We start from the raw sequence: 16,322 nt of genomic DNA, 5'->3' as shown, positions 1-16,322 counted from the left end.
GGGCTGTGTCCAATAAATCCAAGGACGCTGACTCCAAGCAACCAGATTCCTCGTTCATTCAGTTCGACGATGCAAAGCAACAGGGCGCCGCTTCGGCGGCGTCCGCCCCTCGTCGCAAGACGCTCCTCGGCGTCCTGACTGCCGCGTGCACCATTCTGATCGTCGTCTCGCTGGGTTTCGTCCATCCTTCCGAGAGCGGTGCCTGGTCCATCGACTGGATCATTCAGACCGTGACGGGGGAGAGCGTCGTAACCAAGGACACCAAGGTGTCTGGCTCGACTACGACTTCGGGCGAGGCCAGTTCCAAGGATTCTAAGTCATCGAATGACGCAAAAGATGAGTCCAAGCATTCTGATGAGTCCAAGTCCAAGGACGATTCCGAGTCTTCAAACAAGGAATCGGACAAGAACTCGGATAACAAGAAGTCCGAGGACCAGGACGGCAAGAAGTCTGGCGATAAATCCGCTGCCCAAAATACGGGAGTCGGTGATACTTCCAATGCGTCTGGCGGTGGCCAGTCGTCTGATGGAGCCTCATCCTCTAATGGTGGAAACGCCTCCTCGGGCGGCCAGGGCGGCTCGCAGGAGTCCAGCTACGTAACGGTGACGGTTTCGGTCACATCGAGCGCTGTGGGCAATCCTGTGTCTTCTGGTGGCACCTTTACCTTTAACGAAGGCGCTACCGTCTACGATGCCCTGTGCGCGCTGGGCCTTTCTGTCAACGCACATGGCTCGTCGTACGGCACGTATGTTTCTGCGATTGGTGGTTTGGCCGAGAAACAGTACGGCGGCACGAGCGGCTGGATGTACTCCGTCAACGGCACAACGCCCATGACGGCCTGCAGCAACTACGTTCTCTCCAACGGCGACAACGTGGTCTGGTATTACGTTACAGGCTAGAGGCTTCGACATAGCGCGCCAGACGGGCGGTTCCGACAGACATCCGGGCCGCCCGTTTTTCATGCGAATGGGATTGGGTCGCCGGGTCTCTCGGCAAACAAAAAACCGGTTGGAATGGGAATTCCAACCGGTTATACATTCAAGCAAATAGCGAATCGACTACGACCGTGCGCCCTCGAGGAAGAAGCGGCGGCTGAAGTAGTTGTACCAGGTGACGAGGAACGTGGCGATGGCCTTCATGGCCTGGTAGCCGATGCTCAAAAACGTGACGCCCACAAACATGTACAGGTCGTTGAGGCCCAGGCCGATCACCGACAGGATGGTGAAGATCGTGAACTCGCGCTTGCGGCTCATGCCCTCGCGGTGGTCGAACACGTACTTCATGCTGAGCCAGTAGTTGACCACGACGGACGTGGTAAACGAGACCGTGGTGCTCATCAAAAAGTCGAGGTGAAACAGCTCGACAAGCGCAATGAGCATACCCCAGTCGATGCCAAAGGAGATAAGACCCACGACAGCGAACTTGAGGAACTGCTTGGTATGAGGTTGTGCCAGTGCCTTGCGCACGTAATCACATCCAATGCGTTGATGAATCGAGCAGAGGATACTTTAGAGCTTTTGCAAGGGAAGCGTAAGGTCTTTGCCAAGAACTATACGAACTCGCCAAATTTTCAAGAGCTAATCCGCAAACGTTGAAAATTTGCCCGTAAACGAGCAAAGCCCACGAACAACACAGCGCTTGACGCGCGTCATCCGTGGGCATTGTAAAGCTGTAAGGTTGCGAGTTACTTGGTCTCATCGCCTTCCAGGAAGATCTTTCGGGTCACAAAGTTGTAGACCATGACAAGCGCGGTGGCGCAGATCTTGGCGATATTGGCCTCGAGTCCCAGGCCGGCGTTGAGTGTCAACACGATACCGTCGTTGAGTGCCAGGCCGATCACAGACAGCACGACAAAGATAATGAACTCGCGGCGGCGGCTCATGCCTTCCTTGTGCGCAAACACGTACTTCATGCTGGCGACGTAATTAAAGATGAGTGAGATGATAAAGCCGCTGGTGTTGGCGATTAGGATGTTAAGGCCCAGACCGTAGTGGAGCAGATTCATGATGCCAAAGTCGATGACCGTGGCGACGATGCCGACGACGCCAAACTTCATGATCTGCGCAAGGAGCTTCTGCATGGTACCTGCCTTAGGGTGGCGCCGGGACGCCGTGGGGATGATAAACTCAGCAAGTTTAGCCAATCCCCACGGGTGGTGCTAGGCGCGCTCCTCGATAGCACCGTTTCTATATGCATCGAGCAGCTGGCGCAGGTCTTGGATCTGGCTGCGGATCTTGGCTCCGGAATCGGTGTCGCTCACCATGCGGCGACGGTCTGCTTGGTCAAAACGGTTGGTCTCGCTTTCGATGTCCACGTTGCGCGTGAGTGCCTCGGCAACCGTCGTAAAGGCCCGGTGCGACTTGAGGCGGCAGCCGCGCGAGCTCGAGATGAGCGTATAGCCGGCGATACCCGTCTTGGGGTGGTAGGCGCGGCAGAAGCCGCCATCGATGACCAGCAGCTTGCCCTCGGCGCGGATGGGCTGCTCGCCCTTGGTGGTCTTGACGGGCGTGTGGCCGTTGATGATGTGACCGGTCGGTGAGCATGCCATGGGCGCGACGCCAAACTCGCGCATGATGTCATTGCAGACCGAGGGCGACTTGGTAAGCGTAAAGTACGGGTCCATCGGCTCGACCCAGGTGCTCTTATCGGCGATATAGGCGCGCTCAAAGGTGCGCACCAGGCGTCCGCTGGCGGGTGAGTTAAAGCCAATCCACAGGTACCACATCCAGTCGAGAGCGTCGCGGTCGCCCACGCGCCAGGCGCGGCGGGCGATGTGGTCGCAAAAATCGAGATAATCGCGGCCAGCGTGCCAGGTGCCCAGGCAGTTCATGCTGCTAAAGGTGCCGTCTTCGTTGAGCGGCACGCAGCCATGGAACAGCAGGTTGCCGTTGGCGACCTTGTATATCGAGCCGTGGGAATAGAGGAAATCGATATGGCGATGCAGGTGATCGGCGGTGACAAACTCGGACACGAGCTTGTCGATGATGTGCTGCTCCTGGGGCGTGAGCGTATAGGGGTCCGTCGGGTCGACGGTGGGGAAGTCGTTGGTCGTGAGCGGCCACACGCTGCCGTCGGCGAGCGTGACCGTGCCGGTGTCGTGGTCGATCTTGTCGAGTAACAGGCGGTCGGTCATGTCGAACTCGGGATGGCGCTGGATAATCTGACCCTCGAGCTTAAAGAGCAGCACGTTGATGGCCTTGATCAGCGGGGTGATGGACTCACCGGCGGTGTAGGTGGCATCGGCAAAGGCGACAAGCTCACGCAGCGAGATGCCGTAGTCGTTCTCCAGGATCTCGTAGTTGTCGTAGCGTAGGTTGTTGCGCAGCACCGTGGCGATGCAGGCGGGCTCACCGGCCGCAGCGCCCATCCACAGCAGGTCGTGGTTGCCCCACTGGATGTCGAGTGAATGGTAGGTGAGCAGGCGGTCCATAATCTTGGCCGCGCCGCCACCGCGGTCGAAGATGTCGCCCACCAGGTGCAGGTGGTCGACGGCCAGGCGCTTGATGAGCGAGGCAAGCGACTCGATAAAGTCGTCGGCGCTTGCGGTCTCCAGGATGGACTCCACGATGCGCTCGTGATAGCGCACGCGATAGTTGTTCTCGTCCGGGTGCGTGTGCAACAACTCGTCGATGATATAGGCGTAATCGCGTGGGATGGCCTTACGCACCTTGGAGCGCGTATAACGGCTCGAAAGCGAGCGGGCAACCATAATGAGTTGGTCAAGCATCGTCTTGTACCAGGTGGGCGAGTCCTCGCGCTGGCTGCGGACCAGCTCGATCTTCTCGCGCGGGTAGTAGATGAGCGTGCACAGCTCGCCCTTCTCGTCAAAGGAGAGCGTTTCGCCAAAAATCTCGTCGACATGCTCGCGCACGACGCCCGAGCAGTTGTTGAGGATGTGCATAAAGGCTTCGTACTCGCCATGCACGTCGCTCATAAAATGCTCAGTGCCTTTGGGCAGGTTGAGGATGGCCGAGAGGTTGATGATCTCGGTAAACGCGGATTGCTCGGTGGGAAACTGTCTCGACAGCAGGCGCAGATACTTGAAGTCTTGCGGATTGCGATCGAATGCGACCATGAAACACCTTCCGATAGGGCTGGTAAAACTGATAAACAGCGTCAAGCGTTTATCAGTATGCGCCGGCTTTGTTTCGATTTTGCGCCGGCGGCTGAATTGTCGGCTGAACGGTTTGGTAAATCGATTTAGTTGAGGTAGATATGGTGGTTGAGTGGAGACGAAGCGGGTGATTTTGCCCACGTTGGCCCATGGCGCGGATGGGGATATTCATGATAAAGATATTCAATACAAATGGTTCGCATTGGTAAATAGTGGACATTTGTATCGTATTTAGGCTTGCTGTGCGATAATTTGCACAGCAATACTTAAGGAGCCTCATATGAGTGATTTTGTCCTGACTTGTGAATCCGCCGCCGATCGAACTCGGAAGTTCTTTGAATCGCGCAATATCCCTGTCGTGTGTTTTCATTACGAGATCGACGATGTTGTCTATACGGACGATCTGTATCAGTCGATTACGCCGGACGAGTTTTTTGCCCAGATATTTGCGGGCGCCATGCCCAAGACGTCTCAGGTGAGCGTGGGTGAGTACGAGGAGTTTTGGGAGCCGTTTGTTGCCGAGGGTAAAGATGTGCTGCACCTGACGTTGTCGTCGGGTATTTCGGGCACGTATGGATCGGCCTGTGTTGCGGCACAGATGCTCGCGGATCGCTATCCCCAGGGCGGTAAGGTGCGCGTCATCGATTCGTTGGCGGCGTCTTCGGGCTTTGGCCTGCTGGCGGAATGTGCCGCCGACGTTCGCGATAGCGGGGCTTCACTCGACGAGACGGCTGCCTGGATCGAGGAGCACAAGCTCAACCTTCACCACTGGTTCTTCTCGACCGATCTGTCGAGCTACCTGCGCGGCGGTCGCATTTCGGCTGCGAGCGCGATCATCGGCACGGCGCTTAAGATTTGCCCGCTTATGACGGTCGATTGCGAAGGTGGGCTGTCGCCACGTGAGAAGATTCGCACTAAGAAGCGCGCGATTTCCGAGATGGCTAAGACCATGATGGCACACGTGCAGGACGGTGCGGATTATTCGGGTAAGTGCATCATGTCGCACTCGGCGTGCCGCGAGGATGCCGAGGCAGTTGCGGCGCTGATTGAGGAACAGGTTCCGCAGCTTAAAGGCAAGATTGAGATCAATAACATCGGTACTCTGATTGGCTCGCATACCGGTCCTGGTACGGTGGCGCTCTTCTTTATGGGCGACAAGCGCGTGGATTAATTTGCCCCTTCACATCGCTGCATGATTGCTCAAACGAAAATGGCCCGCCTCACGTTTGTGGGGCGGGCCAAGATGTTTTGCTAGCGTTTCTTTCCGCGGAAGAAGAAGCCGTGCAGCGAGGGCTTGAGTCCACGGTTGGCGCGACGCTCCTCGATATGATCGTGGATCGACGCGACGCGCTCGATGACTTCGTCGGGAATCGGCACGTCGGGATTCATGTTCTCGACCTGGCTGACCTCGGCGGCGGCGACCTGGTCGATAATGGGTACATCGTCGTGCGAGATGACGGGCGTGGCGTCTTCCTTCATCTTGCGGTAGCGCTGCATCATGTCGGTCTGCAGCTGCTGGGCCGAAGGCGGCGTCCAAATGATGGCGTTGGCACCGGCGGCGATGGTTTCACGGATGCTCTCGGGCGTCTTGCCGCCCGGTGCGATGAGCGGCAGGTTGGGATAGTGCTCGCGCAGCTCGCGCAGGACCTGTGGCGTGTTCTTGCCGGCCGCGATGTTAAGAATCTTGGCGCCGGCGCGCACCTTTGCGTGAGCATCGTCGTCGCAACGTACGACCGTGGCGATGACGGGGATGTCGGCGATGTTGGTGATGTGCTCGACCATCTCGGCGGTGGCGGGGGAGTTGACCACACAGCCCGCCGCGCCCTGCATCTCGGAGACGGCTGCCATCTGAACGGAGCGCTTGCCGGTGGTGGTGCCACCGCCCACGCCTACGAAGACCGGGCACTCGGCGACGGTCAGCAGCGCCTGCGTAATGGCCGGCTGCGGCGTGAAAGGGTAGACCGCAAAGACGGCATCGGCGTTGGAGTTGCGGATGACAGCCACGTCGGTGGTGTAGATGAGCGATTTGATACGACGGCCGAAGAGCGTAAAGCCGCTGGCCTCCTCGATCTCGTCGGGCATGCGGAGGGCCGCCTTGCGCAAACGCCCGTCGATGGGCAGCGGCTCCATGGGAAGCAGTCCGTTGGGGGTCACGGCTACCTGGGGCTCGGTGAACTCGTCTGCGAGCTCGACCTCGGAGAAATCGACTGAGGCGACGATGTCCTCGTGAACCTCGGCGGGCACATCGATGGGGGCTTGGTCGTTTGCCGCGGCAGGCGTGTCGAAGGAGCTGGTGCCGACGAAGGCGTCGACGCGCTCATTTAGATCGTTGAGGGTATCCATGGAAGCTCGATTCTATGTGATGACGGCCGGCGCGATGCAGCCGGAATTGCGAATGCTAAATCGTTTGACGAGTTGATTTTTCCCCGCTGCGCCATCCGTTAGACCGAAGGGCCGGCGAACGTGAAGGAGCTGTGGTGGCGGGGATCGAGGTGCTATCTTGAAAGTCCCGTTTAAAAGAGAGGTGACGCGGTATGGAATTGACAGCAATGTTTAGCTCGATTGGCCTGTGTGTGGGCGCAATCGTTGCCGCCGCGGTCATCTACTTTTTGGTCACGGCCATTAAGGGAAAAAGGGTCGAGCGCAAGGAACGCGCGATGCTTAAACAGCATCGCGACCAGCAGGGCAAACGCGCACGGAGATAGCTTGTTGAGTTTTGGATCCGTGCGCTAGCTGCGTTTTCGGATCAGGGCAATGTAGAAACCCTCAAAGTCGCGGCTGGGCGGAATGGTCAGCGTGCCGGGTAGGCCGTTGGCGATGGCCGATACCTGACCCGCGTCAATGGCCTCGGTCAGGGCGTTGGACTCGATGCGCGGCTCCTCACCAGCTTCCTGGGCGCGGCGTGCCTCACTTTCGCTTGGCGTGCCGTCGAGGGGGATGAGCTCGCAGTCCATATGCTTTTCGAGGGCCTCTTGCAGGGCGTCCTCGTTTTCCTGCGGCAAGATCGAACAAGTCGAATAGACGAGCGTGCCACCCGGTTTGAGGGCTCCCATGGCGCGGTCCAGAAGCGCGCGCTGCGAGCGGGCGCACTTGACGAGCAGCTGCTCGGTGAGGCCGCGCAAGCTCTTTTCGTTGCCGCTGATGACGGTGCCCGTGCCGGTGCAGGGGGCGTCGAGCAGGATGCGGTCAAAGCGGAAGAACTCGTCAAGCTCGCGTGCGTCGATGCGCATGACGGGCACGTTTTTGGCGCCCTGGCGGCCCAAGTTGGCCTCGAGCTTTTCGGCGCGGGGAATGCTCATCTCGCAGGCGGTAAGGTGCGCCTGCCCCTGCGTGAGGGCGGCGATCTGCGTCGTCTTGCCGCCGGGGGCTGCGCACATGTCCAGGATGTCCTCGCCTGCTTGGGCGCCCAGGACCAACGGCGGCATCATGGACGACAGGCTCTGCAGATAGATTTTGCCGTCGCGGTAGATGTCGAGATCCCACAGGTCGGAAACCTGGGTCTCGGGCAGGATGAAAGCGTCCGGGTACCAGGCGACGGGGCGGTGGGCGATGCCGGCTGCGTCGAGCACGGCGGCGATATCCTCGGCGGTCGCCTTGAGCGTGTTGGCGCGCAGCGTGACCGGGCGCGTGGCAGCGGCGCCGAAGCCCTCGATCATGAGCTGAGCATCGGCGGGCGCATAGGCGCCGGCGACCGTGTCGACCATAAAGCGCGGCAGGTCGGCGGCGGAGGGTTGGGCGGCAAGCTGGTCGGAAAGCTCGGTGGCGGCGAACTGCCTGAGCTTGAGCTCGGGCTTAACCTGCTTTTTATGCTTACGACGACGCGGCTTGGACATCCGTCTTTCCTTCCACCTAAATGATTATTCTGGGACGGGGATTAAAAAATCATTTAATGATCCCCGTCCCAAAAAGACTACTTTGCGTCGCCCGGGAATGATTTTTTAATCCCCGTCCCAGAATAATCATTCCCGGGCGCGTTGCTGTTGCCTAGTACTGGCTCTCGTGCTTGCTAAAGAAGTCGAAGCGCGGGGGCAGCGGCTTCACGCGGTGCTCGCCGGGCTTCTCGCCCAGGCTCTCCACAAACTCGTCCGTGGAGGCGAAGATGTTATCCCAGCTAAAGAAGGCGACCGGATCGACGTCGAAGTACTCGCAGATGAGCTCGCAGCCGGCCGGGACGATGCCGTGCATGAGCACGGTCGCCACGCGCAGCTCGGCAAAGGCGTCGACGAGGGCCTGCGTCATTGCGGCGTTTGCCTCGTTACCCTCGAGCTTGTTGGCGGCTTTGGAAGCATCGCTCCAACGCTTGTTGGCGGCGCGCAGGTAGTCGTCGCACACGGCGAGCGCGCGGTGCGTCTCGAACTTGTACATGGCCTGCTCAAAGGCAAGGGCGGCCTGCTCGGCAGCCTCGACCACGGCGGCAGAGGCGGCACCGGCCGGAATGCAACCGTTGCGATAGGGGCTCTCATCGCCCTCCTTGACGGCGACGCCGTAGAAGCAGCTGCGGGCCAGGCGGTTGAACACGCCGGTCAAAAGCGCGCTCTCCTTAAGGGCCGGGTCGATAACGCGCTTGTCGTCGCAGGCGCGCACCTCGTTGCCGTCCTTGTCCTTGCCGGTCACGCGCGTGTCGTATGCCTTGGGGCTAAAGCTCACCGGCTTTTCGGACAGGCCGAGCGACAGCCAATGCGCGCGCATCTGCTCGCAGGTGTAGTGGTTGAGCAGGTCGTCTGCCGGCGGGGGAGGCGTCTGCGAGGACGAGCTGGCCTTTTTGCCCATGTAGAGCAGGTGGTAGCAGGCACTGACGGTACTCTGCGCGAGGTTCCAGCCCAGGGCCTCCCACATGGCGGTCTGCGCGATGCAGTAGAAATAGATGTTGTCCTGACCGATGAACTGGTAAATCTGAGCGTCGTCAGAGCACCACCAGTCGCGCCAGTCGAGCGAGCTGTGCTGGTAGGTGGGCGCGGGTACCTTCGTGGAGTCGGCAGCGGGCTCGCCCATGAGGGCGGCATCCTGGGCGGCGACGCCCTCGGTCACGCCGGCGGCCTTGGCATCGCGCGCGAGCACGGTGCGCGTATAGCTGATGGGCGCCCACAGGCTCTCGGGCCAGCACCAGCAGGTGACGTCGGAGACGCCATCGATCTCGGGCACCGGAACGCCCCAGTCGATGTTGCCGGTGATGCGAAAGGGCACGAGCGCCTTGCCGCTGCGGAAGCGCACGCCACCGTTGGCGAGCACTGCGTGGGCATCGTCGCGCTCCTTCCAGCTGGGGAAGGTGACGGTAAAGCTGCTCTTGTTGCCCTCGGGCTCCAGCACGGTGTGCTCGGGAAGCTGGTCCTCGACGGCGTCGAAGGCCTCGCGGAACTTGTTCTGGATGTAGAGCTGAGCCGGCAGCAGCCACTCCTCCATGGTCTTGGAGACCACGGAGCGAACCTGCGGGTTCTGGGCGAGCTTGGCGGTGTAGGTTTTCATGAAGTCGAGGTAGGCCGGCAGGTCAAAGTAGAGATTGTCGACCGGACGCAACTCGGGCACCTCGCCGGTGAGCTGGCTTTTGGGCGCGATGAGCTCCTCGGGCTCAAACTGGTGGCCCAGATCGCACTCGTCGGCATAAGCCTTCTCGGACTTGCAGCCCTGGATGGGGCAGCGGCCGATGACCTGGCGTCCGTTGAGGAACGTGCCGGCCTTGGCATCGTAGAACTGCAGCGTGGAGCGCTTGGAGATGGTGCCCTGCTCGTGCAGGCGCTCGATAATCTCGGCAGTCACCTCGTTGTGAATCTGCGCAGCCGGCTCAAGACCCGAGCCGCCGTAGATATCGCAGCTGATGTTGTAGTTATTGAGGGTCGCGGCCTGGCGGGAGTGATTGGACTCGACGTACTCGCTAATGGACTTGTCGTAGCCTTCGTTTTCCTTGAGCTTACGGTAGCTCTCCATGATGGGCGAGCCGTAGCAGTCGGTGCCCGAGGTGAAGATGACGTTCTCGCGGCCCAGACGGTCGCGCAGGAAGCGGGCGAAGAAGTCGGCCGGGACAAAGACGCCGCCAACGTGGCCAAAGTGAAGGCCCTTATTGCCGTAGGGTTCGCCGGCGGTAACGATGGCGCGGCGAGGCCAGCTGGGACGGTCGTTCATGGAGTATTTGGATGCCATGGGACTCCTTCGCATATGGTGAGGGCGAGGCCGGGCGCAAGGCCTGGCGGCGCGGTGGTCAATTCGTGCATATCGTTCGACATTATCGCACATGCGGACGGGTACGTGGCAGGGGCGCTATCCTAAGATGCTATGAATGAGATTTCCAACATACACGCGTTTGAAGACGAGGATTTTCTGCACGCCTGCTTTGTGTGGGGGATGGCCGTGCTCGGCGTGTTTGCCGTGTGCCTGGTGCCGGTGTATATGCTGCTGGGCGGGCCTGCGGACCTGGATGCGGCTGAGGCGGGCGGCTGGATGGCTGTCGTGGGCTGGATAGTCGGCTTGGCCGCGATTTCGGCGGCGTCATTTGCCGTGCACGAGCTGGTTCACGGTGTGTTTTTTAAGCTGCTGACGCCCGCGAGTGCGCACGTGACTTTTGGAGCGAACCGTGAGACGTGCATGATCTATGCCTGCGCCGAGGGGATTGTGTATTCGCGCCGGCGGTACGTGGCCATTTGCCTGGCGCCTACGGTTGTTTTGACGGCGGCGTTTGCCCTGGGTTTTGCGTTTTCGGGCTATCCGCTGTTGTGTTACCTGGCGGCGGGCTTGCATTTGTCGGGCTGTGTGGGCGACTGGTATTACGTGCGGACCATTTTGCGCGACCGCCGCATTGTTGCCTGCGAGGACACGTCCTTTGGCGTGCGCTTTTTCGCATGGTAGTCTTTTTGGGATGATTTTTCTGGGACGGGGATGTTGATGAGGCCGTTGTTGTTGCACGCCTGCTGCGCGCCGTGCTCGCTTGAGCCGGTCCGTCTGCTGCGCGAGGAAGGGTTTGAGCCCACGATTTGCTGGACCAACCCTAATATTCAACCTCACGATGAATGGCAGCGGCGTTTGGACGAGCTGCGCCGGTGGTGTGCCGATGGCGACATCGAGCTTATCGAGGCGGGGGAGGACCGCGAGCGCTGGGAGGCCGGCGTGGCGCCGCTGGGTGCCGATCGGCCCCGTCGCTGTCGCGCGTGCTATGCCTTGCGCTTGGCCGAGGCGTGCCGCGTGGCCCAGGAGCGCGGGTTCGAATATGTGGGTACGACGCTCGCCGTCTCGCCGTATCAGTTGTTCGATACCTGTAATGACGTGCTTGAGCGCTTGTCGGCGGCACATGGTCTCACCCCGGTCATTCGCGATTTTCGCCCGTATTATCCCGAGGCCACGCGTCGTTCGCGCGAGCTTGGCATGTATCGGCAGAACTACTGCGGCTGCCGATTCTCGGCCGTCGAGGCGGCCATGGACCGCGCCCGCATCCGCGACGAGCGCAAAGCCGCCAAAAAGTAGTTCGTTTGGGATGTCAGCCTGCTAGGATGTAGAGCGGACTTTAGCTATATAAGGAGTATCCGACGTGTCTATGCGTACCGATGATTTTGACTACAACCTTCCTGAGGAACTGATTGCCCAGGCTCCTGCCGAGCCGCGCGACTCCTGCCACCTGCTGGTGGTGGATCGCAAAGGCTCCCAGGCGGGAACGCCGCTGGAGCATGGCGGCACCGTCGAGCACCGCATCTTCCGCGACATCATCGACTATATCGAGCCGGGCGATGTGCTCGTCATCAACAAGACGCGCGTGATGCCGGCCCGCCTGATCGGTCGCAAGTCGGGCTCGGGCGGCGTGGTCGAGACGCTGCTGCTCAAGCGCCGCGAGGATATTGACCCGCTGGGCCATGTTTGGGAGTGCCTGGTCAAGCCGGGCAAGCGCCTGAAGCCCGGTGCTCAGATTGAGTATCGCGCCGGTGGCGCCCATGCGCCCGAGGGCGCGCCCGTGGTGCTGACGGCCGAGGTCATCGACTTTGTCACCGATAGCCGCGGTGGCCGTCTGGTGCGCTTTGAGCCGGCCGGTTGCAATGCCGCCGGCGAGTCGCGCACGCTCGACGAGGCCATTCACGCCGCCGGTCATGTGCCGCTGCCGCCCTACATTACCGATTACGAGGGCGACCCCGAGAAGTACCAGACCGTCTACGCCATGAAGGAGGAGCACTCGGCTGCCGCTCCCACGGCGGGTCTGCACTTTACGCCCGAGCTCATGGCTGCCATCGAGGCCAAGGGTGCGAAGTTTGCCGCCGTCGAACTCGAGGTGGGTATTGATACCTTCCGTCTGGTGGAGGAGGACGATCCCACGCAGCATGTGATGCACACCGAGCGCTATCACGTGTCGCAGGAAGTTGTCGACGCCGTGCATAAGGCGAAGGCCGAGGGGCACCGCGTGATCGCCGTCGGCACCACCGCAGTACGCTCGCTCGAAAGCGCGTTTGACACGAACGCGCCGGTGTCCGACCCGGCCGTAACAGCACGCTATTTTGAAGGCCGCGAGGACGGCGCCGACACGCTCGGCCGCGGCGACATCGTGGTGCGCGAGAACGCGACGACGCAGCTCTACCTCATGCCCGGTTCGACCTACCACGTGGTCGATGCGCTGATCACGAACTTCCACGTGCCGCGCTCCACGCTCATGATGCTCGTGAGCGCGCTTGCCACCCGCGACCAGATCATGGATGCCTACGCCGCCGCCATCGAGGAGCGCTACCGCTTCTTCAGCTTTGGCGACGCAATGCTCATTTGTTAGTTACGCGGTTCTACGAACCGCGTAACGGCTCGACGCTGCAAACGCCCCTAAGCGGCAATCTGACGTTCAATCGTCGGGCATGACCAGAAGGTCAATGCCCTCCTCTTTCACGTCACCTTGCTCGCTTAGGGGCGTTTTCGCTGACTTCGCCAAAACATTGGCGTTGCCGTGGTTCAACCTGCCAAAAAAGGGACAGGTTTATTTTGGCAGGTTTTATCTGGGCAAACGTTGTTGGCGCAATGGGGACTGGTTTATATGCACCAAGTTGGTGCAAAGTAGCCTGACCCCTTTGCACCAAAAAGTTGCGGTGAGATAGTTCTTGAATTGGTCTTTTTGAGGGCTAAACAGGAACTATCTCACCGCAACTGTGTTGGGGCGTTTTTGGCAACTGGCTTACTTACTCATGAACAGCCAGATTGCGATGATCACCAGGACTACGGCGACGATGCAGACGATGGCGCCGGTGAATTTGATGCGTGAGTCGCGGGTACGCTCGCGCACCGCGTCCTCGGTGGCCTCGAGCTGGGCGACTTCTCGCTCGGTCTCTGCGTGTTCGGCTTTGTCTCGGGCCAAGGATCCTGCAAGCGACTCAGTGATCTCTGGGTGGTCGTGCACCTCGGTCGCCTGTTCGATGATCGACTGCGCATGTGCGGCATCTGCTTGGGCGTTGGCGATGGTCTGCTCTTGGTCGCGGCGTGCCTTGTCCTCGGCAGTGATCTTCTCGCGCAGTTCGCGCTGACGAGTCGCGGCGGCAGTCTTCGCCGTCTGCAGCTCGTCGCGCGCGGCATCGGCTTCGGTCGTCACGGCTTGGTGCGCGCGTTTTGCGTCGGCGATAGGGGCTTGAGCCTGCTCGACGGCCTGCTCGGCTGCGGCAAGCGAGTGCTCAAGGTCGGCGGTGATGCGCGGGACATCTTCTTCGGCTTTACGCAGGGCATCTGCCGTGTCGGAAATCTGCATCGAGAGCTCGCTGGTGCGCACCGTATAGTTGGCGGGATTTGCCGAGGGATTGCGTTGCAGCTCGGCATACTCATGACGCAGCGTCTCGAGCTGGGCGCGCGTGGCGTCGACGGTTTGTTGTGCGGCGGCAATGCCGGCGTCTCGCTCGGCCTTCACCTTGTCGCGGATGCGCTTGGAATCCTCAAGACGTCGAACGAGGCGGTTGCCGGTATCGCGGGAGCTCGCCTCGCGGGCCTCCACGGCGTCGAGCGCGGCCTTCAGGCGGAGCTCAGTCGCGTCATCCTCTGTCTTCATTTGTTCGAGCTGACCCTTGAGCTCTGTCGCTTTGGCGGCGTGGGCATCACGGTCAATCTCGGCGGCCGCTGCAGTCTTTTGGGCCGTGGCAATCGCCTGGCGCTGGTCGGCGACGATCTGGTCGTAGCGGCCTGCGATATCCTGGCGCGTCTCGAGTTCCTCGGCCTGATCGGCAATGCGCTGCTCAAGTTCGGCCAGGTGGGCGCGGGCATCGGCGAGTGCCTTCTTTGCGGCGTTCATCTCGCGCATGGCCGAGGCGCCCTGGGCGATAAAGGTGCCCACGGCGTTAGCGGTGTTTGAGACGGCGCTCCCCAGGTCGTGGCTCGTGGCGGGGGCATGCGAGGTGGTCGGGTGCGCGGTCTCGGCGGCATTCGTATCGGCGGTCTGCGGCGCGGCGATATTGCCGGTGCCGCCTTCGATCACAGAAAAGCCCGCTGCATGCGGGTCGACGGCGTCCGCGCCAATCGTGGGATGCTCGAGTTGCAGGAACGAGGGCATAGTGCTGCCCTGATCGGCAACGGGGGTCTCGCCGGGTACAAACGTTGAGGCAGCCTCGGCGGCTTCCTCTTCCTCGGCGTCGACATCGGCATCGGCGACAGCGTCCTTCATCGCTTTGACGGCATCCATCATGGAGTCCATGACTGCGTCGAGCTCTTCTTCCGAAGACACCTCGATGGGGCCTGCTGCTTGCGGGGCGGCGTCCTTTTCGGGGGCGTCGTCCTGAGCGGGCGCATCGTCGTTTTGCTCGTCGGCATCTTCGACCGCAGGGATTTCCGTCGCAGCGCCGTTATCCAGAGTGGCGTCGTCGACGTCGGTATCATTGCAGGTCGCAGCGTCAGTATCTGCGGCGACGTCTGCGGAATCATCAATATGCTGTTGAGTCTGGGGGTCCAGCTCGTCTGTCATAGGCATGTGCTCCTCATCGTTGTTCGTCACCCTATGATAAAGTCTCGCGCCGACATCCCGCGCCCCGCAGCAAAGTTTCAAAACGTGTTCGATGACTCGTTGCGTTAACAAAAACTCGGTCGCTCTATCCAATTTTTACTTGACATTCCCTTCGCCGAAAGACGTTGCACCGTTCGCCTGCCATGGGCTTTATTTTTCACTTGAACCCGCTAAAGTTGCATGTCAGCTTTTGGCGCGTGAAGTTGGATGCGCGCAGTCGACGGGCGGGCCCGTCGCGATTTGAAAGGACTTTGTATGGGACTTTTCACTGGTAAGACCGTGATCGTCACCGGCGGCGGCAAGGCCACGCTCAAGGACGGTTCCGCCGGCTCCATCGGCTACGGCATCGATATCGCTTTTGCCAAGGAGGGCGCGAACCTCGTCATCACCGGCCGCAACGTCGCCAAGCTCGAGGCTGCCAAGGAGTCTCTCGAGGCTGAGTACGGCGTCAAGGTTCTGCCTGTTCAGGCCGATGTCTCCGCCGGCCAGGACAACGAGGCCGTCGTGCAGAACGTTATCGACAAGGCGATTGAGGAGTTCGGTCGCATCGACGCCGTCGTCAACAACGCTCAGGCCAGCGCCTCGGGCGTGACCATTGCCGATCACACCATGGATCAGTTTAACCTGGCCATTTACTCCGGTCTGTATGCTACCTACCTGTACATGCAGAAGGCCTATCCGCACCTGAAAGAGACCAAGGGCTCCGTGGTCAACTTTGCTTCGGGCGCCGGCCTGTTTGGCAACTACGGCCAGTGCAGCTATGCTGCCGCCAAGGAGGGCATCCGCGGCCTGACTCGCGTCGCCGCCAACGAGTGGGGCAAGGACGGCATCAACGTCAATATCGTTTGCCCGCTTGCTTGGACCGCTGCGCTCGAGAACTTCCAGGATGCCTATCCCGAGGCGTTCAAGGCCAACGTTCACATGCCGCCGGCGGGCCACTACGGCGACGTCGAGAAGGAGATCGGCCGTGTGGTCGTTCAGCTCTGCGGCCCCGACTTTAAGTACATGAACGGCGAGACCGTCACCCTCGAGGGCGGCATGGGCCAGCGTCCGTAGGGTAACGGCGGCTCCTGCCCCCTTCCGGTGCAGAGCATGTCGCGCCCCCTCGGATAGGATCTTGCCTCGTCGTGCATCAACCCTTATTCTTCGCACTCGCTTGCCATTTGATTTGACTATGGCAAGCGAGTGTTTTTTCGTAGTTCCGATTGCGTAGTGATGGTGGTCTAATAGGGCCCAACCATCTGGTCGAATATTCACACGCCCAGATGCCGTTTTAGATTA

Annotated in this window: 14 protein-coding genes; 7 read left to right on the top strand and 7 right to left on the bottom strand. The window is 60.6% G+C overall.

The genetic code is table 11. The features are described from left to right. Positions 1-5: 5 nt before the first annotated feature. Positions 6-899: a DUF4430 domain-containing protein gene (locus AAAV21_RS05260; RefSeq protein WP_349107965.1), complete on the top strand. Its 894-nt coding sequence runs from the start codon at positions 6-8 to the stop codon at positions 897-899. Positions 900-1,058: 159 nt separating this feature from the next. Here the strand turns inward: AAAV21_RS05260 and AAAV21_RS05255 are convergent, their stop codons facing one another. From AAAV21_RS05255 to AAAV21_RS05245, 3 genes are all read right to left on the bottom strand, one after another. After that, positions 1,059-1,466, bottom strand: a complete 408-nt coding sequence (locus AAAV21_RS05255; protein ID WP_055250894.1) for a GtrA family protein — start codon at positions 1,464-1,466, stop codon at positions 1,059-1,061. 218 nt (positions 1,467-1,684) lie between these two features. Next, on the bottom strand, positions 1,685-2,080 hold the full coding sequence (locus AAAV21_RS05250) for a GtrA family protein (RefSeq protein WP_055250892.1): 396 nt from the start codon (positions 2,078-2,080) through the stop codon (positions 1,685-1,687). A 78-nt stretch (positions 2,081-2,158) separates the two neighbouring features. Continuing rightward, entirely contained in the window at positions 2,159-4,075 is a 1,917-nt protein-coding gene (locus tag AAAV21_RS05245) for a fructose-bisphosphatase class III (protein WP_055250890.1), read from the bottom strand. 319 nt (positions 4,076-4,394) lie between these two features. Here AAAV21_RS05245 and AAAV21_RS05240 point away from each other — a divergent pair, with 319 nt between their 5' ends. Beyond that, on the top strand, positions 4,395-5,285 hold the full coding sequence (locus AAAV21_RS05240; RefSeq protein ID WP_349107963.1) for a DegV family protein: 891 nt from the start codon (positions 4,395-4,397) through the stop codon (positions 5,283-5,285). Positions 5,286-5,365: 80 nt separating this feature from the next. Here AAAV21_RS05240 and AAAV21_RS05235 read toward each other — a convergent pair whose 3' ends face one another. Further along, entirely contained in the window at positions 5,366-6,457 is a 1,092-nt protein-coding gene (locus AAAV21_RS05235; RefSeq protein ID WP_117583993.1) for a hypothetical protein, read from the bottom strand. A 191-nt stretch (positions 6,458-6,648) separates the two neighbouring features. On the opposite strand from AAAV21_RS05235, the gene AAAV21_RS05230 reads away from it, so the two are divergent. Next, a complete protein-coding gene (locus AAAV21_RS05230) occupies positions 6,649-6,819 on the top strand; it encodes a hypothetical protein (RefSeq protein ID WP_349107962.1) in 171 nt (56 codons plus the stop codon). Between the two features lie 24 nt (positions 6,820-6,843). Here the strand turns inward: AAAV21_RS05230 and AAAV21_RS05225 are convergent, their stop codons facing one another. Together AAAV21_RS05225 and AAAV21_RS05220 are read right to left on the bottom strand one after the other, a co-directional pair. Next, on the bottom strand, positions 6,844-7,947 hold the full coding sequence (locus AAAV21_RS05225) for an RsmB/NOP family class I SAM-dependent RNA methyltransferase (RefSeq protein ID WP_349107960.1): 1,104 nt from the start codon (positions 7,945-7,947) through the stop codon (positions 6,844-6,846). Between the two features lie 151 nt (positions 7,948-8,098). Continuing rightward, complete coding sequence (locus AAAV21_RS05220) at positions 8,099-10,249, bottom strand: class I tRNA ligase family protein (protein WP_349107958.1); 2,151 nt, start codon at positions 10,247-10,249, stop codon at positions 8,099-8,101. 132 nt (positions 10,250-10,381) lie between these two features. Here AAAV21_RS05220 and AAAV21_RS05215 point away from each other — a divergent pair, with 132 nt between their 5' ends. The 3 genes from AAAV21_RS05215 to queA all read left to right on the top strand — a co-directional run bounded on the left by AAAV21_RS05215 (position 10,382) and on the right by queA (position 12,845). Continuing rightward, positions 10,382-10,951 (top strand): DUF3267 domain-containing protein, encoded by a 570-nt coding sequence (locus AAAV21_RS05215; protein WP_349107957.1) that lies wholly within the window; start codon positions 10,382-10,384, stop codon positions 10,949-10,951. A gap of 36 nt (positions 10,952-10,987) precedes the next feature. After that, on the top strand, positions 10,988-11,563 hold the full coding sequence (locus tag AAAV21_RS05210; protein WP_349107955.1) for an epoxyqueuosine reductase QueH: 576 nt from the start codon (positions 10,988-10,990) through the stop codon (positions 11,561-11,563). Between the two features lie 70 nt (positions 11,564-11,633). Continuing rightward, the gene (gene queA, locus AAAV21_RS05205) at positions 11,634-12,845 is read left to right on the top strand and encodes a tRNA preQ1(34) S-adenosylmethionine ribosyltransferase-isomerase QueA (RefSeq protein WP_349108018.1); all 1,212 of its coding nucleotides are present in this window, start codon (positions 11,634-11,636) and stop codon (positions 12,843-12,845) included. Positions 12,846-13,238: 393 nt separating this feature from the next. Here queA and AAAV21_RS05200 read toward each other — a convergent pair whose 3' ends face one another. Next, the gene (locus AAAV21_RS05200; protein WP_349107953.1) at positions 13,239-15,002 is read right to left on the bottom strand and encodes a hypothetical protein; all 1,764 of its coding nucleotides are present in this window, start codon (positions 15,000-15,002) and stop codon (positions 13,239-13,241) included. A 294-nt stretch (positions 15,003-15,296) separates the two neighbouring features. Between AAAV21_RS05200 and AAAV21_RS05195 the strand changes: the two genes are divergently transcribed. Beyond that, positions 15,297-16,097: an SDR family oxidoreductase gene (locus tag AAAV21_RS05195; protein ID WP_006235414.1), complete on the top strand. Its 801-nt coding sequence runs from the start codon at positions 15,297-15,299 to the stop codon at positions 16,095-16,097. Positions 16,098-16,322: the final 225 nt, after the last annotated feature.

The sequence above is a fragment of the Collinsella sp. CLA-AA-H302 genome, assembly GCF_040093305.1.
Taxonomy (GTDB): Bacteria; Actinomycetota; Coriobacteriia; order Coriobacteriales; family Coriobacteriaceae; genus Collinsella.
Note: the sequence above shows the minus strand (reverse complement) of the source record. Positions and strands in the feature narration are given on the sequence as shown.